The 20745-nt window shown below is 66.4% G+C and carries 25 protein-coding genes; 22 read left to right on the plus strand and 3 right to left on the minus strand.

Annotation, left to right across the window (positions count from 1 at the left end; genetic code table 11):
* The first annotated feature begins 89 nt into the window (after nt 1–89).
* From B3M58_RS15410 to B3M58_RS15440, 7 genes are read left to right on the plus strand one after another with little or no spacing between them, the layout of a single operon-like run.
* A complete protein-coding gene (locus B3M58_RS15410) occupies nt 90–614 on the plus strand; it encodes a PilL N-terminal domain-containing protein (RefSeq protein ID WP_296220383.1) in 525 nt (174 codons plus the stop codon).
* The gene (locus B3M58_RS15415; RefSeq protein ID WP_296220385.1) at nt 611–1264 is read left to right on the plus strand and encodes a hypothetical protein; all 654 of its coding nucleotides are present in this window, start codon (nt 611–613) and stop codon (nt 1262–1264) included. Before B3M58_RS15410 ends, B3M58_RS15415 begins: the two co-directional genes overlap by 4 nt.
* Nucleotides 1265–1273: 9 nt before the next feature.
* Complete coding sequence (locus B3M58_RS15420; RefSeq protein WP_296220387.1) at nt 1274–1999, plus strand: TIGR03759 family integrating conjugative element protein; 726 nt, start codon at nt 1274–1276, stop codon at nt 1997–1999.
* The gene (locus B3M58_RS15425) at nt 1999–2562 is read left to right on the plus strand and encodes a transglycosylase SLT domain-containing protein (RefSeq protein WP_296220389.1); all 564 of its coding nucleotides are present in this window, start codon (nt 1999–2001) and stop codon (nt 2560–2562) included. The genes B3M58_RS15420 and B3M58_RS15425 overlap by 1 nt, the downstream gene beginning before the upstream one ends.
* On the plus strand, nt 2559–3086 hold the full coding sequence (locus B3M58_RS15430; protein WP_296220391.1) for an integrating conjugative element protein: 528 nt from the start codon (nt 2559–2561) through the stop codon (nt 3084–3086). The genes B3M58_RS15425 and B3M58_RS15430 overlap by 4 nt, the downstream gene beginning before the upstream one ends.
* Before the next feature lie 10 nt (nt 3087–3096).
* Complete coding sequence (gene traD, locus B3M58_RS15435) at nt 3097–5271, plus strand: type IV conjugative transfer system coupling protein TraD (protein WP_296220393.1); 2175 nt, start codon at nt 3097–3099, stop codon at nt 5269–5271.
* Entirely contained in the window at nt 5268–6017 is a 750-nt protein-coding gene (locus B3M58_RS15440) for a TIGR03747 family integrating conjugative element membrane protein (protein ID WP_296220395.1), read from the plus strand. Before traD ends, B3M58_RS15440 begins: the two co-directional genes overlap by 4 nt.
* Before the next feature lie 18 nt (nt 6018–6035).
* Here the strand turns inward: B3M58_RS15440 and B3M58_RS15445 are convergent, their stop codons facing one another.
* Entirely contained in the window at nt 6036–7532 is a 1497-nt protein-coding gene (locus tag B3M58_RS15445; RefSeq protein ID WP_296220397.1) for a Fic family protein, read from the minus strand.
* Between the two features lie 300 nt (nt 7533–7832).
* Here B3M58_RS15445 and B3M58_RS15450 point away from each other — a divergent pair, with 300 nt between their 5' ends.
* Genes B3M58_RS15450 through B3M58_RS15495 form a run of 10 tightly spaced genes read left to right on the plus strand, consistent with a single transcriptional unit; the run spans nt 7833 to nt 15832 of the window.
* Nucleotides 7833–8204 (plus strand): RAQPRD family integrative conjugative element protein, encoded by a 372-nt coding sequence (locus B3M58_RS15450; RefSeq protein ID WP_296220399.1) that lies wholly within the window; start codon nt 7833–7835, stop codon nt 8202–8204.
* Nucleotides 8201–8434: a TIGR03758 family integrating conjugative element protein gene (locus tag B3M58_RS15455; RefSeq protein ID WP_296220401.1), complete on the plus strand. Its 234-nt coding sequence runs from the start codon at nt 8201–8203 to the stop codon at nt 8432–8434. Before B3M58_RS15450 ends, B3M58_RS15455 begins: the two co-directional genes overlap by 4 nt.
* 12 nt (nt 8435–8446) lie before the next feature.
* Nucleotides 8447–8809, plus strand: a complete 363-nt coding sequence (locus tag B3M58_RS15460) for a TIGR03745 family integrating conjugative element membrane protein (protein ID WP_296220403.1) — start codon at nt 8447–8449, stop codon at nt 8807–8809.
* A gap of 16 nt (nt 8810–8825) precedes the next feature.
* Nucleotides 8826–9221 carry a TIGR03750 family conjugal transfer protein gene (locus tag B3M58_RS15465; RefSeq protein ID WP_296220404.1) on the plus strand — a complete coding sequence of 132 codons (396 nt, stop codon included), beginning with the start codon at nt 8826–8828 and terminating at the stop codon, nt 9219–9221.
* The gene (locus B3M58_RS15470) at nt 9218–9892 is read left to right on the plus strand and encodes a PFL_4703 family integrating conjugative element protein (RefSeq protein WP_296220406.1); all 675 of its coding nucleotides are present in this window, start codon (nt 9218–9220) and stop codon (nt 9890–9892) included. Before B3M58_RS15465 ends, B3M58_RS15470 begins: the two co-directional genes overlap by 4 nt.
* Nucleotides 9889–10758: a TIGR03749 family integrating conjugative element protein gene (locus B3M58_RS15475; protein WP_296220407.1), complete on the plus strand. Its 870-nt coding sequence runs from the start codon at nt 9889–9891 to the stop codon at nt 10756–10758. The genes B3M58_RS15470 and B3M58_RS15475 overlap by 4 nt, the downstream gene beginning before the upstream one ends.
* Complete coding sequence (locus B3M58_RS15480) at nt 10748–12169, plus strand: TIGR03752 family integrating conjugative element protein (protein ID WP_296220409.1); 1422 nt, start codon at nt 10748–10750, stop codon at nt 12167–12169. Before B3M58_RS15475 ends, B3M58_RS15480 begins: the two co-directional genes overlap by 11 nt.
* The gene (locus B3M58_RS15485; RefSeq protein ID WP_296220411.1) at nt 12150–12569 is read left to right on the plus strand and encodes a TIGR03751 family conjugal transfer lipoprotein; all 420 of its coding nucleotides are present in this window, start codon (nt 12150–12152) and stop codon (nt 12567–12569) included. The genes B3M58_RS15480 and B3M58_RS15485 overlap by 20 nt, the downstream gene beginning before the upstream one ends.
* A complete protein-coding gene (locus B3M58_RS15490) occupies nt 12569–15433 on the plus strand; it encodes a conjugative transfer ATPase (protein ID WP_296220413.1) in 2865 nt (954 codons plus the stop codon). The genes B3M58_RS15485 and B3M58_RS15490 overlap by 1 nt, the downstream gene beginning before the upstream one ends.
* A gap of 12 nt (nt 15434–15445) precedes the next feature.
* On the plus strand, nt 15446–15832 hold the full coding sequence (locus tag B3M58_RS15495; protein WP_296220415.1) for a hypothetical protein: 387 nt from the start codon (nt 15446–15448) through the stop codon (nt 15830–15832).
* Between the two features lie 142 nt (nt 15833–15974).
* Here B3M58_RS15495 and B3M58_RS15500 read toward each other — a convergent pair whose 3' ends face one another.
* Nucleotides 15975–16361 (minus strand): RES family NAD+ phosphorylase, encoded by a 387-nt coding sequence (locus tag B3M58_RS15500; RefSeq protein ID WP_296220416.1) that lies wholly within the window; start codon nt 16359–16361, stop codon nt 15975–15977.
* Entirely contained in the window at nt 16358–16630 is a 273-nt protein-coding gene (locus tag B3M58_RS15505) for an MbcA/ParS/Xre antitoxin family protein (protein WP_296220418.1), read from the minus strand. Before B3M58_RS15505 ends, B3M58_RS15500 begins: the two co-directional genes overlap by 4 nt.
* A gap of 337 nt (nt 16631–16967) precedes the next feature.
* On the opposite strand from B3M58_RS15505, the gene radC reads away from it, so the two are divergent.
* The 5 genes from radC to B3M58_RS15530 all read left to right on the plus strand — a co-directional run bounded on the left by radC (nt 16968) and on the right by B3M58_RS15530 (nt 20744).
* A complete protein-coding gene (radC, locus tag B3M58_RS15510; RefSeq protein WP_296220419.1) occupies nt 16968–17468 on the plus strand; it encodes a RadC family protein in 501 nt (166 codons plus the stop codon).
* Nucleotides 17469–17636: 168 nt separating this feature from the next.
* Entirely contained in the window at nt 17637–18074 is a 438-nt protein-coding gene (locus B3M58_RS15515) for a TIGR03757 family integrating conjugative element protein (RefSeq protein WP_296220421.1), read from the plus strand.
* Nucleotides 18071–19006, plus strand: a complete 936-nt coding sequence (locus B3M58_RS15520; protein ID WP_296220422.1) for a TIGR03756 family integrating conjugative element protein — start codon at nt 18071–18073, stop codon at nt 19004–19006. The genes B3M58_RS15515 and B3M58_RS15520 overlap by 4 nt, the downstream gene beginning before the upstream one ends.
* 59 nt (nt 19007–19065) lie before the next feature.
* On the plus strand, nt 19066–20418 hold the full coding sequence (locus B3M58_RS15525) for an integrating conjugative element protein (protein ID WP_414704099.1): 1353 nt from the start codon (nt 19066–19068) through the stop codon (nt 20416–20418).
* Nucleotides 20415–20744 (plus strand): hypothetical protein, encoded by a 330-nt coding sequence (locus B3M58_RS15530; protein ID WP_296220424.1) that lies wholly within the window; start codon nt 20415–20417, stop codon nt 20742–20744. Before B3M58_RS15525 ends, B3M58_RS15530 begins: the two co-directional genes overlap by 4 nt.
* Nucleotide 20745: the final 1 nt, after the last annotated feature.

Genomic DNA, 20745 nt, shown 5'->3' on the forward strand with positions numbered 1-20745 from the left:
AAAAACGGCAATACAGCAATCCCATTGTTTGCTGATTCGCGCACGTAGTAGGGCGATGGTCTCGGCTCGACCTTGCCGAGAGCCGAGCCATGCACGCCATCCGTTCCTATCGCAGTTGCCTGCTGCTGGCCGCATTGGCGGCCGGTTGCGTAACGCCACCAGCACCTTCTCCCGTTCCCGCCGAGGTCGCGGCTCCGACTCTGGCTCCGGAGTACGTCCCGGTCGTTCGCTACGGCCGCTACACCCTGGTCGAGCTGACGCCGACGGCCACCCAGCAGGATCTGCTGTTGCAGGTGGTCGACGTGTCCATTCCCGGCACGCTGCATGCCAGCGTCGGGGATGCGCTGCGGCATGTATTGCAACGCTCCGGCTATCAGCTCTGCAGTGGACGAGACACCGATACGTTGGGCAGCCTCCCGCTGCCGGCGGCGCACTATCACCTCGGCCCACTGCAACTGCGCGATGCCCTGCTGACCCTGGCGGGGCCAGCGCGAACGCTGCACATCGACCACAGCACGCGCCGCGTCTGCTTCAGCCAACCCAATACAACGCCTGCCGAATCGACGCCGGCCACCGCTCCCCTGCTGGGTGCCGCCGGGGAGCCGCAGCCATGACGACGATGCCAGGCAGTGCCACCCGCCAGCACGGCACCCTGATGTGCGCCGCCACAGTGACCGGGCTGCTGCTCATCAGTGGCGCCGTCGTGATCAACCACGTTGCGCTCTCGGGTCTGGCGGCACAGGTTGAAACCCATGCACCCAGCCCACAGGTCGCCGTATTGGAAAAGCGCCTGGCCGAGCTGGTTCAGCAGGTCGAGCACGCCCAGCAGCAACCGGACGCCCTGCCCCAGGCGCGCTACGAGGCTGAAAGTCAGGTATTGGAGCAGCGGCTGAACGTGATCGAGGAGGCGCTCGGTAGCCGCCCGGCAGCGGACAACCTGCTGCCGCTGCAAGCGCGCATCGAGCAGTTGGAAGCGCGGCTCAGCGCACCTCGCCCAGCACCATCAACGACGCCTCGCCCACGCGCCGCCGCACCTGCCAAACCGAAGGCCACCGAGCCTTTATTCCGGGTGATCGGTGCCGAGCTGCGCGCCGGCGAGCAGTTTCTCTCGATCTTGCCAGCTTCCTCCGACGCGCTCGCGCAGGTTCGCCTGCTGCGCCCCGGCGAGACCGAGGCCGGCTGGCACCTCGAGGCTATCGAACAAAACACTGCCGTGTTCCGGCACGGCGACGACAGCCGTCGCCTGCCCATTCCGGCGCGGTAGGAGGGGCAGATGAGGCCTCGCCGTATCGTTCCCGCCCTGCTCCTCCTACTGACCGGTAGCCTTGCCCAGGGCACGCCAACCCTCAGCAGCGACAACAGGCCCAGCCGCGAGCGACCGTTGGCCATCGAACGCCCCGCCAAGCAACAGGCCCGTGACTGGGGTCTGAGCGTCGAGGAATGGACGCGCTACCGCGACCTGATGCAGGGGCCGCTGGGCGTCTACTCGCCGCACATCGACCCGCTGACTGCGCTGGGTATCGAGGCGCGCTCCGATCAGGAACGGCAGCGCTACGCGGAGTTGCAGGTCGCGGCCGAAGCGCAGCGCGTCGAAAAGCTGCTCGCCTACCAGCGGGCTTACGACCGCGCCTGGCAGCGGCTCCACGCCGATATGCCGCGCGTCATCTTGCCCGACGCCGGCCCGGCGTTCTCGCCCATGTTGCCAGCGGCAAGCGGACGGCTCGCCCTGTTCGTCGAGGACGCCTGCCCGACCTGCGATCAAGCCGCGCTGCGGCTGCAGGCCGCCGGTCGGGCGTTCGACATCTACGTCGTCGACAGCGGCGCCGATGACGCGCGCATCCGCGCCTGGGCGCAGCGCATTGGCATCGACCCGGCCAAGGTGCGCAGCGGTCAGGTCACGCTCAATCACGACGCGGGCCGCTGGGTGTCGTTGGGGCTGCCAGGCGATCTGCCGGCGGTCGTGCGTCAGGTGGGCGGCCAATGGCAGCGGCAGCCGTAATGTCGGGCCGCACCGTGCTCGCACTGCTGGCCTGTGTGCTGGCCGGCACTGTCCAGGCAGGGGAAATCCCCCCGCCGGCCTATCAGGTCGCCGCGCAGCGCGCCGGCATTCCCTCGCCCGTCTTGTACGCCGTGGCGCTGCAGGAGAGCGGCACCCGCGTGGGTGGCCGTCTGGTGCCCTGGCCTTGGACACTCAACGTCGCCGGCACATCGCAGCGCTACACCACCCGCGCCGAGGCCTGCGCCGGGCTGCGCCAGGCACTTAGGCGCACGCCGGCCACGCGCATCGACGCGGGACTCGGCCAGATCAATCTCGGCTACCACCCGCAGCGCTACGCCCAGCCCTGCGACCTGCTCGACCCCTACCGCAACCTGGCCATCGCCGCCGAGATCCTGCGCGAGCAGCACGTCGAAGGCGAGGACTGGCTGCTCGCCATCGGTCGTTACCACCGCCCTGCTGGCGGTGCGCCGGCTGCGCGCTACCGCCTCAGCGTCGGCCAGCACCTGGTCCGCGTGTTGGGCGCCCCCCGACTGGCCATCAGCGCCCGAAGGAACCTGCCATGAACGCCCTGCCCGTTCTCGTCGCCTTCCTCTCTCTGCCGTGGCTGCCAGTGCTAGCTCAGGCCGATGCGCTGATCGTCGTCGAGGATCGTGGCGGCGCCTCAGCCTTGCCGTATTACGAAGCCCTGAACTTGCAGCCGCGCGCAGAAGTGAGCGCGCCACGGCTTGAGATGCCGCGTCCACCCGCTGGGGTGGTCAACGAAGCCAGCATGCTTCCGGTACGCTCCACACGATTGTCGCCCGGTGTTGTGGCGCGTCGGGTGATTGAGGCCCCCGGGCTGCCGCCATTTTTTCTCGTCGGCGACGACCAACGCTCGCGTGCCTGGCTGCAACAGCGGGCGCCGCGCCTGCGTGAGCTTGGCGCCGTGGGCCTGATCGTCAACGTCAGCTCGGCCGAATCCCTGGCCAGGTTGCGTGCCCTGGTGCCGGAGCTGCCGCTATCTCCGGTGGCCGGCGACGACCTCGCCGAGCGCCTCGGCTTGCGGCACTACCCGGTGCTGATCACGGCCACCGGCCTCGAACAGTGACGCGCCGGCCATGGCCCAGTCCCACGCGATCGAGGTGCTGCTGCGGCCAGCGGTGGAGCTGTACACCGTGGCAGTCTGCGCCGCCGCCGCGCTGCTGTCCCTGGTGGCCCCCTGGTCGCTGGCGCTGAACCCAACGATTGGCCTGGGCAGCGCACTGGCCTTCCTCACCTTCGGCGCGATCCGCCTGCGCGATGCGCTGGTGATCCTGCACTACCGCCGCAACATCCGCCGCCTGCCGCGCTACGTGATGACCAGTCGCGATGTGCCGGTCAGCCAGCAGCGGCTGTTCATTGGCCGCGGATTTCGCTGGGAACAACGCCATACGCATCGCCTGACGCAGACCTTCAGGCCGGAGTTTCGCCGCTACGTCGAACCCACGCCCGCCTACCAGTTGGCGCGCCGTCTGGAGGAACGCCTGGAGTTCGCGCCGTTTCCGCTGTCGACGCTGGCCAAGCTCACCGCCTGGGACATCGTGCTCAACCCGGTACGCCCGTTGCCGCCAGTCGGCGGCCTGCCCCGGCTGCACGGCATCGAGCCGAACGAGATCGATGTCAGCCTGCCGCTCGGCGAACGGGTCGGGCATTCGCTGGTGCTGGGCGCGACCCGGGTCGGCAAGACCCGCTTGGCCGAGCTGTTCGTGACCCAGGACATTCGGAGGCGTAACGATGCGGGAGAGCATGAGGTGGTGATCGTGTTCGACCCCAAAGGCGATGCCGACCTGCTCAAGCGCATGTACGTGGAGGCCAAGCGCACCGGGCGCGAACGCGAGTTCTATGTCTTCCACCTGGGCTGGCCGGATTTCAGCGCGCGCTACAACGCCGTGGGCCGATTCGGGAGAATCTCGGAGGTTGCCACGCGCATCGCCGGGCAACTTTCCGGTGAGGGCAATAGCGCAGCGTTTCGGGAGTTCGCCTGGCGGTTCGTCAACATCATCGCCCGCGCCCTGGTCGAGTTGGGCCAGCGCCCGGACTACCTGCTGATCCAGCGCCACGTCGTCAATATCGACGCGCTGTTCATCGAGTACGCGCAGCATTACTTCGCCAGGCACGAACCCAAGGCCTGGGACATCATTGTGCAGCTCGAAGGACGGCTGAACGACAAGAACATCCCGCGCAACATGATAGGCCGGGAAAAGCGCGTGGTCGCGCTGGAGCAGTACCTGTCGCAAGTCCGCGTCTACGACCCGGTGCTCGACGGCCTGCGCAGTGCCGTGCGTTACGACCGGACCTATTTCGACAAGATCGTCGCCAGCCTGTTGCCGCTACTGGAAAAGCTCACCACCGGCAAAACCGCGCAACTGCTCGCGCCAAACTACGCGGACCTGGCCGATCCGCGGCCGATCTTCGACTGGATGCAGATCGTCCGTAAACGCGCGGTGGTCTATGTCGGCCTCGATGCCCTGTCGGATGCTGAGGTCGCCGCCGCCGTCGGCAACTCGATGTTTGCCGATCTGGTGTCGGTCGCCGGGCATATTTATAAATTTGGCATTGATGATGGACTGCCCGACGCCCTGGCGGGTGCCCGGGTGCCGATCAACGTCCATGCGGACGAGTTCAACGAGCTGATGGGCGATGAGTTCGTGCCGCTGGTCAACAAGGGCGGCGGGGCAGGGCTGCAGGTCACGGCCTATACCCAGACGCTCAGCGACATTGAAGCGCGTGTCGGCAACCGCGCGAAAGCGGGCCAGGTAATCGGCAACTTCAACAACCTGTTCATGCTGAGGGTGCGTGAGACCGCGACCGCCGAACTGCTCACCCGCCAGCTGCCCAAAGTGGACGTCTACACCACGACACTGGTCAGCGGCGCCACCGACAGCTCCGATGTGCGAGGACCGACCGACTTCACCTCCAACGCACAGGATCGCATCAGCACGGCCAGCGTGCCGATGATCGAACCCGCCCACGTGGTCGGCTTACCCAAGGGTCAGGCCTTTGCCCTGCTGCAAGGCGGCCAGCTGTGGAAAATCCGCATGCCGCTGCCGGCCCCCGATCCTGATGAAGCCCTGCCCGAGGATCTCCAACAGCTCGCAGGCTACATGCGCCAACACTATGCCGAGGCCGGCGACTGGTGGGAGAACCAGGGCCTGCCAGGCCTGCAGGATCAGCCGCTGCCCGATGACCTGCTCGACGGCTTCCGCCACCTGGCCGACCCGGACACTGCTGTCGACCGCGAGGCACGGCGATGAAGGACCCAGCCGCCACCACCCAGCGCGAACAGGCACGCCAGCAAGGCTTGCTCGCTGTCATCGTCACCCTGCCGCTGCGCATGCTCGGCGTACTGATCGGCTCGCTGCTGCTGTCGATCAGCATCGAGTGCATCGGCATGCACCTGTTGTGGCCCGATCAGGGCTGGCGTCACGCCCAGGGCATGCTCGACTACGAGCTGAACCACCTTTCCACGCACTTCACCCGCAGCGCGGTGATACAGGAGCCGGGGCGCACCGCACACGAGCTGGTCGAGGGGGCCTACCAATGGCTCTTCGTGAAGACCGGCCTGCTCGACTGGATGAGCCAAGCATCGGCGCGCTCCCGCGCACCCAGTCATGGCGATGCCCGAGACATCCGTTTCTACATCAGCCAGGTCTACGTCTGGAGCGAGCGTTACCTGATCGCCGCGGCGTTCACCACACTGACCTTCATGGTGCGGCTGCTGGTCCTGGTGCTTACCCTGCCGCTGTTTCTGCTGGCCGCCTTCGTCGGCATGGTCGATGGCCTGGTGCGCCGCGATATTCGCAAGTTCGGCGCGGGCCGCGAGTCGGGGTTCATCTACCACCGTGCCAAAGCGAGTCTGATGCCGCTGGCGGTCCTGCCGTGGATCCTCTACCTCACCCTGCCCGTCAGCGTGCATCCGCTACTGGTGCTGCTGCCGAGCGCGGCGCTGCTCGGCCTGGCGGTGAACATCACTGCGGCAAGCTTCAAGAAGTACCTCTAGCTGCGCGGCAGCGGACGCTTATTTGTCTTCGGCTTCGGCCCGCTGCGCCGCCAGCACCTGTTGGGCCATCTGCTCGATGAAGTCGAAGACCTCTTCCGGAACCCTGTACTGATACTGCTTGCGCCGGTTGTTGGAAACGATCCCATCATTCGACAAGCACATCATCACCAGGTTGGCGAGATCACTCCCACGCAGGTCGTAGCGTTCGTCCACGGCCTGGTAGACCGTGTCGTAGCACGCCAGGAAGGCCGCTTCCTTGTGCAGCTCGACTTCAAGCGCCAACCTGGCCATCTCCAGGGTGAAGGCAACGCAGGGAGTCGCATCCCAGAAGCGATACACCGCGCCGTCCCCTCGGAACTCGAAACCGTATTGGCCGAAGTCAATCCACTGCACGTCCCAGAAATCACGCACTGGCCGAGAGAAGGACTGGAGCGTCTCCAGATACTGGCGTTCCTGGCGTTTCATCGCCACCGAAACGGGTAATAGCAACCCATTTTCCAGCGCGCCGGCGCGGCATAGCGCTTGGTGGATCAGGAACCGAGACAGACGCCCGTTGCCATCCATGAAGGGGTGAATGAGCACGAAGCCAAACGAGATGATGCCGGCGGCCACCAGTGGATCGATCTGGGTCGGGGCCTCATTGGCAAAACCCATCAGGCTCTCCATCAGCTCCCGGCAGAGCTCCGGGGGTGGCGGCAGATACGTCACCCCGACGGCCCCCTGGGTACCATCGGAGAGGTGATTCTGCTCATGCCTAAACGCTGCCGCCATATCGAGGGGGTTCGAGACCGTCGCGTTCTGCAGGCTCACCAGATAGTCCTCTGTCAGCAGTTGGCGCTCATGAGCCTGGCGCAGCAGCTGGATGAAACGCCGAGATTTGTCTTCCGTCGGCGCCTCCCGCTCGATGGCGAACGAATCCTTGGTCTCGTGCAGGTAGGCCCAGTTGAGCGCCCGGTCCATCATGATCGGGGGCAGCGATTCGATGAAGGCTTTGGCCCTGCCGAGGATGTCATGGGCCAGCAGCTCAGTGATGAGCGGGATCCGCTCAACCGTAGCGCAGTAGGTGAGATCGCCCAGACCGTTGAACTCGATGCGCCATTTCGCATTGCGCTCGCCCGGCCGCGTGATGTAACGCTCCGTATCAAACAGCGGGCTGTACGGCACCCGGACCGGGGCATGCTGCGCGATGGGCTCACCGGTGAAGGCCTCCCTGAGGTAACAGGCCTTCCGGATATAGATCCCGTTGGGCGCAGCCCGGTAGGCCTGCTCGAACGCTGCGGCCGGAATTCTCGGCAGCGCCTGGGCGAGTACCGCCAGGTTGAGTCCCTCGTGCTTGAGGGCGAACAACACGTGGCCAAGCAGATCATCCGGCGCCGGTGCGATACCCGGCGGCACGGCCAAGGTGTGCCCGATGAGCTCAATGCGCGTGACCGGTTGTACAATAGCTGGCAGACGTAGTGGTACCGCCGTGAGTCCCAGCTGCTGGATGAGAAGCGAGTAGCCCGCGGCGTTCATCACAAAATCCTTTCTTCGGTTCAGGTAGCCAGGATTTTCCTCACTCCACAAGGAAAATCCTCACTTCTGGCCAGTATGCCGATTTTTTCCTCACTTACCATCGCCTGAACGGTATGCGTGGGATGGGCGCCTGTCGCACATGCGAGAAGCTGGCCGCCGAAACCTCGCACGTCGACGTGTTTCAGCCACCCGCGCCAGGGTCGCTAACAAGCCGATCACGACCAATCCCGCATTGATTGCAGCATCGCCCGCGATTGCTGAGGAGCATCGCGCCATTGCTCGCCAATCGTGGATTGCCCCATGTCCAAGCGACTGCTCTCTCCCGCCAACAGGCATCACGCCAGCGGCCTGATCCCGGCGCTGCTGCTCGGTCTGGGTCTTGCCGGCCACATCAGCGCCGACGATGCCACGCCCGAGCACGCCCGCCTCGCCGCCGCGCTGCGCCAACTCGACAGCATCGAGCGCCTCGTTGCGCAACAGACCGCCCAGCCGCCAGACGTACGTGCTCGCTACTACTTCGACTACGGCCGTCTCGCCGCCGATCTTGAGCGCGTGCGCGGCGGCATTCACGACTACCTGACGCCCTCGCGTGCACAGCCACGCGACCCTGCCGAGCTGCTCGGCGACTACCGCCAGCCAGCCGCCGCGCTCGAAGCGCAGGGCGCGCCATGAACGCCGCCCAAACCGCCGCGTTCCAAGCCAACAGCGGCCTCACCCCGACCGAAATGGCGACCGTACTGCTCGGTGCGGTGTTCGCCGTGCTGCTCCTGTGGGGCGTCTGGGCGATACGCAGCGCCTACGTCGGATGGGCCGAAGAACAGCTTTCCCACCGTCAGTTCCTGGTCGTCGTAGTGCGCTTCGTCGTGCTCTACCTAGTGCTGACCTTATTCCTGCTTTCGTAAGAGGTCATCCTGATGAAGCCGCTCGCCCGCTCCCTTCTCTCCCGTCCCTTCGCTGGCCTGGCGGCACTGCCGCTGTTCGGCGTGCTGTCGCCATCGGCCCAGGCCGCTTTGCCAACCCTGGAGAACCCGTCGCGCGGGGTCGGCACGGGCATCCTGCAAACGCTGCAGAACTACGGCTACGACATCGTAATGCTGATCGCCCTGCTGGTGGTCGCCTCGATGTTCGTCGGCGTCTGCTACCACGCCTACACCCGCTATGCGGAGATTCACATTGGCCGCTCGACCTGGGGCCAGTTCGGCCTGACCGTGGCGGTCGGTGCGATGTTGCTGGTGGTGGGCATCTGGCTGCTGACCGAAGCCATCGGTGTGCTCTGAACCGAGGACTGCCGAGATGACTGAAGACATCCGCCTGGACGGGACGGTGCTGTTTCTGCCCCACCGCCTCAACCGTCACCCGGTAGTGGTGCGCGGGCTGACGGCGAATGAGCTGTGGGTCTGCGCGGGCTTGTCGGGTCTGCTTGGCCTGGCGAGCGGCATAGCGCTGGCCATCATGCTGGCGACGATCGCCATCGTCCCCACGGCCATCCTGCTGGCAGTCAGCGCAGGCATCTTCATCGGCGGCGGTGCACTGCGCCGACTCAAGCGCGGCCGCCCCGAGACCTGGCTGTACCGGCGGTTGCAGTGGTGGATCGCGCTGCGTCTACCGGCGCTCGCCACCCTCACCGACAGCCAGCGGCTGGTGACCCGTTCCGGTTACTGGAGCACACGCAGGAGCACGGCACCGTGAGCCGGTTCAAGAACGAAGTGCTGCGGCTCGACGCCCACATCAGGACCCTGCGCATCGGGGCCAGCCTGCTGGTGATGCTGGCACTGGTCATGGCCATCGGCTGGTGGAGCGCGCCGCGCGATCTGACCATCCATGTGCCGCCAGACCTGCGTTCAGGCAGCACGCGCCCCTGGTGGGACGTACCGCCCGAGAGCGTATACGCCTTCACCTTTTATGTCTGGCAGCAGCTGCAGCGCTGGCCGACCAATGGCGACGACGACTACCCGCGCAACCTACACGTGCTGTCGCCCTACCTCACGCCCGCCTGCCAGGCGTTCCTGCAGCAGGACTACGAGTACCGCCGCAACAGCGGCGAGCTGCGCCGGCGTGTGCGTGGCATCTACGAGATTCCCGGCCGCGGTTACGGCGACAACCCCACGCTGCGCGTGCGCAGCGTCTCCACCCGTGAATGGGTGGTGAACCTGGATGTCACGGCCGACGAGTACTACGCCTCGGAGCAGGTCAAACGCGCCCTGGTGCGCTACCCACTGAAGGTCCTGCGCAGCGACGTCGATCCGCAGCGCAACCCGTTCGGGCTGGTCATCGACTGCTACGAAGGCGCGCCGCAGCGCATTGCCAGCCCTGTCGATCCGGCGGCCACGCCCGTCCCTGCCCTGGAAAACACGCCATGAACCGTTTATTGCCCCTGGCCCTCGCGGCGTTCGTGCTGGCTCCGTTCAGCGCCCCGCAGGCCACCGAAATTCTGCGCTGGGAACGCTTGCCCCTGGCTCTGCCGCTGGTGGTCGATCAGGAACGCGTCGTCTTCGTCGAGCGCAATGTCCGCGTCGGCGTGCCCGCGTCGGTCGGCAGCCGCCTGCGCGTGCAGAGCGCCGCCGGGGCCATCTATCTGCTGGCGAGCGAGCCGATCGAACCGACCCGGCTGCAACTGCAGGATGCCGATACCGGCACTGTGATGCTGCTCGACATCGCCGCCGAACCCGCCCAGGACGGTCACCCCCCCCTGGAGCCGGTGCGCATCATCGAGGCCGCGTCACCTGCTACTCAAACCAATACAGATGACAGCAGTGCCGCCTCGGCGCCTCCTGTGCGGGCCACACCGCAGCCCGTGATCCTGACCCGCTACGCCGCCCAGAACCTCTATGCCCCGCTACGCACCGTCGAACCCGTGCCGGGTGTTACGCGCGTCACCCTGCGCCGCGACCTGCCGCTCGACACCCTACTGCCCACCCTGCCGGTACAAGCGCACGCGCTGGCAGCCTGGCGCCTGGACACCCTGTGGGTCAGCGCCGTGCGCCTGCGCAACCACAGCGCGCACTGGCTCGACCTGGACCCGCGCGCGCTGCAAGGGCACTTCCTCACCGCCACCTTCCAGCATTCGACGCTGGGGCCGAACGGCACGCCGGACGACAACACCGTCGTCTACCTCGTCACCCGTGGGCACGGGCTGGCGCAAGCCCTGCTGCCGACCCTTGCCCCCATCGACGCCGCCCTCAACCTGCCCGTGCCATCACACGAGGGAGGCCGCGATGCACAGTAATGGCCTGCTCAAGTGGCTGATGATCCCCCTGGTGCTGTTGCTGGTGTTCGTTGCCGTCAAGCTGTTCTCAGCCGGCAACGACGCGCCCGGCACAGCGGAAGATGCCAGCCGTCTCACGCCCGAGGAAGCCAAAGCGCTCGGCATCGAGGGCGACACCCCGCGCGACACCTTGGCAACACTGGTCGCCCAGGTCCGCCAGCTGCGCACCGAGTTGCAGACCGCACTGAGTGACAACAAGGTGCAGCGCGACGAGAACCAGCGCTTGCGCCAACGTGAAGGGTCCATCGATCAGCGCATCCAGAGCGCGCTCGACAGCGAGCGCGACCAGTTACATCAGGACCGCCAGCAGCTCAGCAGCGAACGCCAGCAAACCCAGGGCCTGCTGCAGCAACTGCAGCAGCGGCTCGATGCCATCGGTAAGGATGACCACGCCGACCTGCCGGTCGGCCTGGGTCTTGAGCCGAGCGACGGCCTGCCTGGCGACACCCTGCGTTGGATCGAACCGGAAGATCGGCGCGACGACGACCAGTCGCGCACCGCCGGCAATGCCGGCAGCTTCAGCTTTCCCACCCGCTTCGGACCGGCGCAGAAGACGCTGGAAACCACCGCCAGCTCGGCCGTCGACGCCGGTCGCCGCGCCGCAGGGGTGCCGGAGACCACGGCGATTTACACCGTGCCGACCAACTCGACCCTGATGGGCTCGATCGCCATGACGGCGTTGATCGGCCGCGTCCCCATCGATGGCACTGTCAACGACCCCTACCCCTTCAAAGTGCTGATCGGGCGGGACAACCTCACCGCCAACGGTATCGAAATACCGGATGTGGCCGGCGCCGTGGTCAGCGGCACAGCCTCGGGTGACTGGACGCTGTCCTGCGTGCGCGGGCAGATCCGTTCGGTCACCTTCGTCTTCGAGGACGGCACCATCCGCACCCTGCCGAAAGACGACGAGCGCGGCGGCAACCGCCAGAACAGCAGTGGCAGTAACACTCAGGACGGCCTGGGCTGGATCAGCGACCCGCATGGCATCCCCTGCGTATCCGGCCAACGGCGCAGCAACGCCCAGCAGTACCTCGGCACGCAAGCCCTGATCACCGCGGCCGGTGCCGGTGTCGCCTCGCTGATCGACTCTGACAGCGGTCAGGTTTCCTACATGAGCAGCGACGGCTCGGTCGGCACCGTAGGCATCGGCGCCAACGAAGCCATGGGCCGTATCCTCGCCGGTGGCGTGCAGGACATGTCCGCCTGGGTCAACCAGCTCTACGGCCAGGCGTTCGCGGCGGTCTACGTCAAGCCCGGCGCTCAGGTAGCCGTGCACCTCGAACACCCCCTGACCCTCGACTACGACCCAGCCGGTCGCCGCGTCGACCATCGCCTTGGAGGGCTGCTCTATGCACAAGACCTGGACTAACGGCCTGACCCTGCTGGCCATGGCGCTGCTGCTCGGTGGCTGCGCCACCAGCAAGGAAGATCTGTTGCCACACGACAACCGCAGCATGCTCGATATCTGGACCGTCGAGACCGGCGGCGGCAGCGCCCGGCAACTGCTCGATGCGCGCCAGGCGCTGCGCCGGCCACTGAGCGAAGCCGATGTCCAGGCCGCGCCGGCCGTGCAGGCCCGCTATACCCGCACGGCACAGAATGAGATCTACCGGCAGTTCCACCGCCTGCCCAATCCCGATCTGCTGATGTACGTGTTTCCCCACCTGGCCGGCAGCGACCCGGTGCCGGTGCCCGGCTACACCACGCTGTTTCCCCTGTACCAGCGGGTGCAGTACGCCCTGCCTGGCGAGCGGCTGGAGGACTACTGATGGCCTGGCCGTGGTTCATGCGCCGGCCCCAGGCCGAGGAAGCCGCACCACCTGCAGACGCCTGGGCGCGCCACGTCGCCGAGCTGCACGCCCACGGCCTCGCCGAACCCACGGCACAGAGCACGCGTCGGCCAGCCACCCAGGCCGATGAGCAGGCGCTCTACAACGTGGCGCCCTCTTTCGCCGATCGGCTGCCGTGGGCCGAGTACCTACCCGAGTCGCAGTGCATGCTGCTCGATGACGGCACCTCGGTCGCCGCCTTCTACGAACTGCTACCGGTCGGCACCGAGGGACGCGAACCGGCCTGGCTGCTGCAGGTGCGCGACACCCTGGAGAACGTGCTGCAGGATGCCTTCGATGAGCTGGAGAACAACCCCTGGGTCGTGCAGTTCTACGCCCAGGACGACCCCAGCTGGGAGCGCTACCTCGACGCGCTGCGTGCCTATATCCAGCCGCGCGCCCAGGGCAGCGCCTTTACCGAGTTCTACCTGCGCGTCTTCGGCCATCACCTGCAGGCCATCGCCAAGCCTGGCGGGCTGTTCGAGGACAGCACCGTCACCCGCCTGCCCTGGCGCGGGCAAACCCGCCGCACCCGGCTGGTCGTCTACCGCCGGGTCGGCCAGGTCCCGCAGCGCCGCGGGCAATCGTCCGAGCAGGCGCTCAACCGGGTGTGCGAGCGCCTCATCGGCGGCCTGGCCCACGCCGGTGTGCGCGCCCGCCGGCTGGGCGCGGCGGACATTCACGCCTGGCTGTTGCGCTGGTTCAACCCGAATCCGACTCAGCTCGGCCACACCGCCGCAGACCGCGAACGCTTCTATGCCCTGACCCGCTACCCGGACGAACAGGAGTCTGGTGAGGTCGAGCTGGCCAGCGGCACGGACTTCAGCCAGCGCCTGTTCTTCGGCCAACCTCGCTCGGATGTCGCAGAGGGATTGTGGTACTTCGACGGCATGCCGCACCGCGCCATTGCCGTCGACCGCCTGCGCAGCCCGCCGAGCACTGGCCATGTCACCGGCGAAACCCGTAAGGGCGAGGCGATTAACGCGCTGTTCGACCAACTGCCGGAAGACACCATTCAGTGCCTGACGCTGGTCATCACCCCACAGGACGTGCTCGAAGCGTACCTCAACCATCTGGGCCGCAAGGCCGTGGGTGACACCCTCGCCTCGGAACAGGCCCGCGCCGATGTGCAGCAGGCCCGCCACCTGATCGGCAGCGCCCACAAGCTGTATCGCGGCGCCCTGACCTTTTACCTGCGCGGCCGCGACCAGGCGGAACTGGACGCCCGCGGCCTGCAACTGGGCAACGTACTGCTCGGCGCCGGCCTGCAGCCGGTGCGCGAAGAGGATGAGGTGGCCCCGCTCAACACCTACCTGCGCGGGTTACCCTGCGTCTACGACCCGGCAAAAGACCGGCAGCAGTGGTACACCCAGTTGATGTTCGCCCAGCACGTGGCGAACCTGGCGCCGCTGTGGGGCCGCAGCCAGGGCACCGGCCACCCGGGCCTCACCCTGTTCAATCGCGGCGGCGGGCCGATCACCTTCGACCCGCTCAATCGCCTCGACCGGCAGATGAACGCCCACCTGTTTCTCGCCGGCCCGACCGGCTCCGGCAAGTCGGCCACGCTGAACAACCTGCTCAACCAGGTCACCGCCATCTACCGGCCGCGGCTGTTCATCGTCGAGGCGGGCAACTCCTTTGGCCTGTACGGCGACTTCGCCGCGCGCCTGGGCCTCAGCGTACATCGGGTCAAGCTCGCGCCGGGGGCCGGGGTCAGTCTGGCGCCCTTCGCCGACGCCCAGCGCCTGGTGGAAACCCCCAGCCAGGTGCAGACGCTCGATGCCGATGCCCTGGACGACGAGCACGCGGCGCACGAGGGTGACGAGCAGCGCGACGTGCTCGGCGAGTTGGAGATCACCGCGCGGCTGATGATCACCGGTGGCGAGGACAAGGAAGAAGCGCGCATGACCCGTGCGGATCGCAGCCTGATCCGCCAGTGCATCCTCGACGCCGCACGGCGGTGCGTGGATACCCAGCGCACGGTGCTCACCCGTGATGTGCGCGATGCGCTGCGCGAGCGCAGCCGCGACACCGGCCTGCCCGAGCTGCGCCGGGCCCGACTGCTGGAGATGGCCGATGCCATGGACATGTTCACCCAGGGCAGCGATGGCGAGATGTTCGACCGCCCCGGCACGCCCTGGCCGGAAGCCGACATCACCATCGTCGACTTGGCCACCTATGCCCGCGAGGGCTACAACGCACAGCTCTCCATCGCCTACATCTCGCTGATCAACACGGTCAACAACATCGCCGAGCGCGACCAGTTTCTCGGCCGGCCCATCATCAACGTCACCGACGAAGGGCACATCATCACCAAGAACCCGCTGCTCGCGCCCTACATCGTCAAGATCACCAAAATGTGGCGCAAGCTGGGGGCCTGGTTCTGGCTGGCGACGCAAAACCTGGACGACCTGCCCAAGGCCGCCGAGCCGATGCTCAACATGATGGAGTGGTGGCTGTGTCTGGGCATGCCGCCGGACGAAGTGGAGAAGATCGCCAAGTTCCGCGAACTCACCCCGGCGCAGAAGACCCTGATGCTCTCGGCCCGCAAAGAGGCCGGCAAGTTCTCGGAGGGGGTGATTTTGTCGCGCAGCATGGAGCTGCTGTTTCGCGCGGTGCCGCCCAGCCTCTATCTGGCGCTCGCGCAAACCGAACCGGAAGAAAAAGCCGAGCGTTACCAGCTCATGCAGCAGCATGGCATCAGCGAACTCGACGCCGCGCTCAAGATCGCCGAGCACATCGACCGCGCGCGTGCTATCACCTCACTGCCGCAGGACTGGGCCAGCCCGCGGCAGCCCCACTGAGGAATCCGCAGCATGAACAAACACCCCATCTCTGGCAGAATCAGGTACTTCTCCGGAGCCCACCCCCTCGATATGCCGCTGCCCTACGACATCCTGCGTTTGTTCACCTCCGCGCAGGGCTATCTCGTCGAGATCGAACACCTGGCAGGCCAGGCCGCTGCGGCACCAGCCGCGCGGGAATGGCTCTGGGTCACGGATCGCTCCGTCACCAGCCTGCGTGCCCTGCACACGGAAAGCGATACGCCGCAGGTGCACCATTTCCGCGAAGCGCAGTTGCAGCTCGAAGGCATACGCGCGCAGTTGATGTGGCCCAACGGTGACCGCCAGGCGCTCATGGCCTGCTCGATGCCGGCACTGCCTGCCACGCAACACCAGCTCATCCACAATCATCTGAGTTGAACACTCACCGTAGCGCGAGTTTCTGCAACGCCCCGCCCGGGTCATAGACGCGCAACTGCGCCGGTGATCTTGCCGAGCTGCGGTAGATCACCAGGTTGGTTCCCCCTGGCCGCGCCTGGGAGGGAAAGAGGATACCGTCCAGTCAGGCCGCTACCACGTCGTCAGCCATGTACCAGGTCGGCGGCTCGATGGATCTGCCGAACCATTCCGCCCGCCAGTCCACTGCAAAATCGGCCCACAGCGATGACCAGTGCTCGGGATCAAAGCCTGCACTCAGGTCGGCTACGCGCAATCCGTTGACGAAGAAGGTGCAGATCGTACCCGGGCGCAACCACGGATTGTCCTGCTTGTACTCCGCCAGCGCCGTCGACTCATCCAGCGACAGGTACAGCGCCTCCTGCTCGGGACGGTTGAAACGACCACCCTGGCACGCCGCGCCCATACCGGACAGCGGCGAGCTGGCGTAGGCCGGCACGATGACCCGATAGAAGGCCACGTCCCCGCCCTCGCCGAGGGTTATCGAAATCATCCGGCGGAACCACCGGCGAGGGATTCCAGATAGGCGATCACCGCATCAGCCCGCCCTTCCTGGATCAGGTCATCGGCTGTTTTGTAGCCAAAGGCCCGCAGCGGCTCGTTGCGCACCAGGAAGGCCGCACGCTCAAGGTCTCCGGTCATCTCGGTGGCCACGGCCAGCACCTTCACCATGTCCTGCAGGTACTTCTGCAACTGCGGGGCCTGAGGCCGGGCGGTCGGTGTATTGCGATGCACGTGCGCGCGTTCGGCCAGTTCCTGCACCCGAAAGCCAAAGAACTCACCTACCCTGTCCGGCAACGACCCTGACGCTAATTGCCTTTGCCGATGCCCAGAGCAAAGCGGACACGCCGATTTCCGATTCCTTGTCGTGCGCCTCGCCGTGCTGCGCTCGACTGATACGGCAAGTCGGTAGCCAGGATCTGCAAGGCTACGGCGCCGCATTGCCGCGCTGACCCGCCCCGTTCGCTCCGCATCCCCGTGCGAACAGCCACCGCCAACACGGTGGTCGATGCCCAGTTCATCTCGACACCATCCTATCGTCCTCGGAGCCAAGCCCTCCAAGGGCGTACCTCTGGGCTCTCCCACGGAGGTCTATGCCATGCTCACATCCCTCGCCCGTCTCGACGCCCCAGCAGAACCCTGCTCTGCATCGGTTCTCGCCTATGAGAACCGCATCATCACCCAAGCCATTGCCATCCTGGAGCGTAGGCTCTTCGTCGATGGCCCGCCGATGTCGGACCCACAGGTCACCGGCGACTACCTGCGCCTGAAGCTGATGCCGGAACCCAGCGAAGTCTTCGTTGCCGTCTTTCTGAATGCCAAACATCAGGTCATCGCCTGTGAAACTCTGTTCAGAGGCACCATCGATGCAGCTCAGATACATCCCCGTGTGGTGGTTCAGCGGGCGCTGCTTCATAACGCCTCGGCTCTGATCGTCTCGCATCAACACCCCTCGGGTTGCTCAGAACCCTCATCCTCGGATGAGCGCCTGACCCAGCGCCTGAAAAGTGCGCTGGAGTCCGTCGATGTGCGCCTGTTGGATCACTTCATCATCGGCAAAGGTCAGCCGTTCTCGTTCGCGGAGCATGCCCTGCTGTAGTCCTTCGTGGCCGTGCGACGCCTCCTCCCTCACCCGCCCAGAGCCGGCCGTCCACGTGGACGCGCCGGCTCGCGATCAAATCGGCGCGCCGCGATTCCCGTTTGTTTGTCGTCGCGCCCCCGGCCAGCGAGTCAACTGTCCGTACAGTCCACCTCAGGGTCCTTCGACATGCCAGCCAAACGTCCCTGCCTGTCCCCATTGCGCAAGTACCTACGTGCCGCAGCGCTGTGCGCCGTGCTGCTCGGCCCCCAGGCGCAGGCCGCTGACATCCTGGTCGTCACCGATGGTCAGCACCCGGTGCAAGCCGCCAGCGGCGCTCGGCTTATCGAGTTGGACCAACCCGCACGCCTCCAGGCCGAGCTGAGCGCCCACTTACCAGCCGATCCCTCGCGCGGCGCCACCCTGGTGCAACAGCGGCTGAAAAGCGGAGGGCTCGAACTGCAACAACGCCTCGGCGCGGCCTATCAGGGTGTAGTCGATGCCTGGAGCCTCGGCGTGACAACGATTCCTGCGGTGATCGTCGATCACCGTTATGTGGTTTATGGCGAGCCGGACGTCGCCAAGGCGGTTGCGCTGATCGAAGCACACCGGAGGACGCAACCATGATGCGTTCTCCCCGCCTGCGCGCCGGCATCGCCACCCTCTTGCTGACGATCGGAGCACCGTCGTTTGCGCTCACCACGGCGACCATCGCGTCTTCGACGCTCTCGTCGGACTGCCTGGCATACCGCGTGGTCGGCATCTGCTTCTGGCTGCGCTGCACGAGTTCCGGCTGCTCAGTGGAGACCTCGGTCAAGGTGCGCCACTTCGTGCCGGATGCGGTGGTGTCCAGCTACGCCAACACTGGCGCCAATCCCTGGCTGGAGGTGCGGCCGATGAGCCCACCCAACGCCACGGCGCAGGGCGGCGGCGACGGCACGACCAACCACGACAGCGAAAACAACCTGGCCAAGTTCAAGAACGCCGACGTGATCGGCCATCCCGGCGGCTATGTGTTCAGCCAGTTCGCTTCCGGTTTCGGCTACAGCTGCGAAGGCGCCGGCACCGCCTTCATGCCCTATTTGCTGAGCCCCCTCGACACCCTCGCGTGGCGCTACAACATCCCCGAGATGCTCTACCCGGAGGCGCTGACGCCCGGCGAACGCGAGATCGGCACCCGCACCAACCGCAATCTCTGGGGCAACGTCTACCCACGCGGCGGTTTTCTGCACCAGAGCGACGACTACCTGGCAGGAGCCGTGGTGGCCCAGCGCGCCGGAGATATCGTCACCCGCCGCGGCCAACTCCACGTCTACCAGCCGCTGCTCGCGAACGCCAAGGATGGCTACTGGCCAGCCGGCGCGCTGGTCGAAAGCGACGCGCAGACAGGTAAGTGGCAAGAGCTGACACCCACCCTCGCCCGCACCTGCGCGGTCTTCCCGCACAGCGACGTCCGCGTACAGGCGCAGCAAGGCGATTACGCCTGGGCGCTGTGGCGGCCCTACAGCTGCTGCAAACGCGAAGGCCAGGTGTTTCTGGGCAGCGTCGATTTCGACTGAGGCCGGCCATGACCAATCGTTTCGCTTCCTCGCACCACCTCCGCCAGTACCTCATTCTGATGGCTGCGCCGTGGGTGTTGGTCTGCGTCAGCGCATCCGCTCAGACCAGCGTCAACCAGTACGGTGTGCAACATCAGGGCTCCGTGATCGGTGACGACGTGCTGTATTCGATCGGCGGAGGTCGCGCCGTGTCGATGACGCCGGCATCCGCGATGCGATCGATGGGCGTTGGCATCGGCTGGAACAGCAACCTGGTGTGCGGCGATATGTCGATTTCCACCACCATCCAGAACCAGTTGAACGGCCTGACCAACGGCTTTCAGACCATCATGTCGTCGGTGATCCAGAACGCCACCGCCGCGGTCGCCTCATTGCCGGCGCTGATCATCCAGCGGGCGGACCCCGGGCTGTACAACCTGCTCACCAATGGCGTGCTGCAGGCCCGTCTGGACTTCGACCGTTCCAAGCTGACCTGCCGCGCCATGGCCGAGAAGATGGCCGACGTGGCGGGCGGCCAGGTCGGCTGGCGCCAGCTCGCCGACGGCATGGTCCTCACGCAAACCGTCGCCAGTAGCGACGCCGTATCCGCCATCGAGCAGACCGAAACCAGCCGCGGCAACGACGGTGTGACCTGGGTCGGTGGCCGCAACGCCGGCGGCGCTGGGCAGAACCCGATTCGCGTTATCAGTGACGTGACCCGCGCCGGCTACAACTTGGTCAACGGACGCGCTGTCGAAGACGCGAGTACGATCGATCCTGTCCAGTGTGGCGGCAACCTGACCTGCCAGGCCTGGAGCTCGCCCGCGGCTGCCGCGGACTGGGCCGTGCGCGTGCTGGGTGAGCAGGAACAGCGCACCTGCGAGACCTGCAACAAGACCGTGACCACCCCGGGCGTGGGCCTCACCCCGCTGATTCAGGCGGAATACGAAACCAAGCTCGCAGCGCTGCAGGCGCTGATCAGCGGCAGCCGCCCCCTGAGCCTCGACAACCTGCAGGCGGCCGGCAGCGCCTCCCTGCCCATCACCCGCGGCGTGATCGAGGCCCTGCGCGACGAGCCCGACCAAGACATCTTGGCGCGGCGCCTGGCCTCGGAAATCGCGCTGTCCAGCGTGCTCGAGAAAGCCCTGCTGCTGCAGCGCACCCTGCTGACCGGGCGCAAGGAGCCGAACGTTGCGGCCAATGGCCTGGCGCAGAAAGCGGTGTCGCAGGAAAGCGACCTGCTCGACCGCGAGATCCACAACCTGAAAACCGAGCTGGAGCTGCGCCGCGAGCTGGCCAGCAATTCGCCCAGCGCCATCATCCAGCGGCACAGCGCACGCTCCGCGGGCTCTCGCGCCATCTACGAGGGCGACCCGATACCCGACCGGCTCGATCAGTTGCAGCGCCCAGCCCAAACAGGAGGCACCCCATGAATGGGCTGCGGCTGCGCCACGCGGGCCTGGTGCTGCTGGGCGCCCTCCTCGTTCTGCTGGCAGCCGTCGCCGCCAATGTCGTCGGTATCCACTTGGCCGGCGGCATCGACGGTTGGCAAGCCTGGCTGACCGTGCATCGCATGCATTTCCTAGCCTGGCGCCTGTTGCTCTATGCCGGCACCGCTTATGGCTGGGTCTGGATGCGTCGCCGGGTGCTAGCACGCGAGGCGGACGCCGGCACTCGGCGGCGCCTGCTGCGGGCCGAGCTGGCCGCCGTCGTCGCGGTGGCCGCGCTGGAACTCAGTCCTTATCTGCAGGCGGGATGAC

The organism is Pseudomonas sp. UBA2684, assembly GCA_002354655.1.
In the GTDB taxonomy this organism is placed as follows: domain Bacteria; phylum Pseudomonadota; class Gammaproteobacteria; order Pseudomonadales; family Pseudomonadaceae; genus Aquipseudomonas.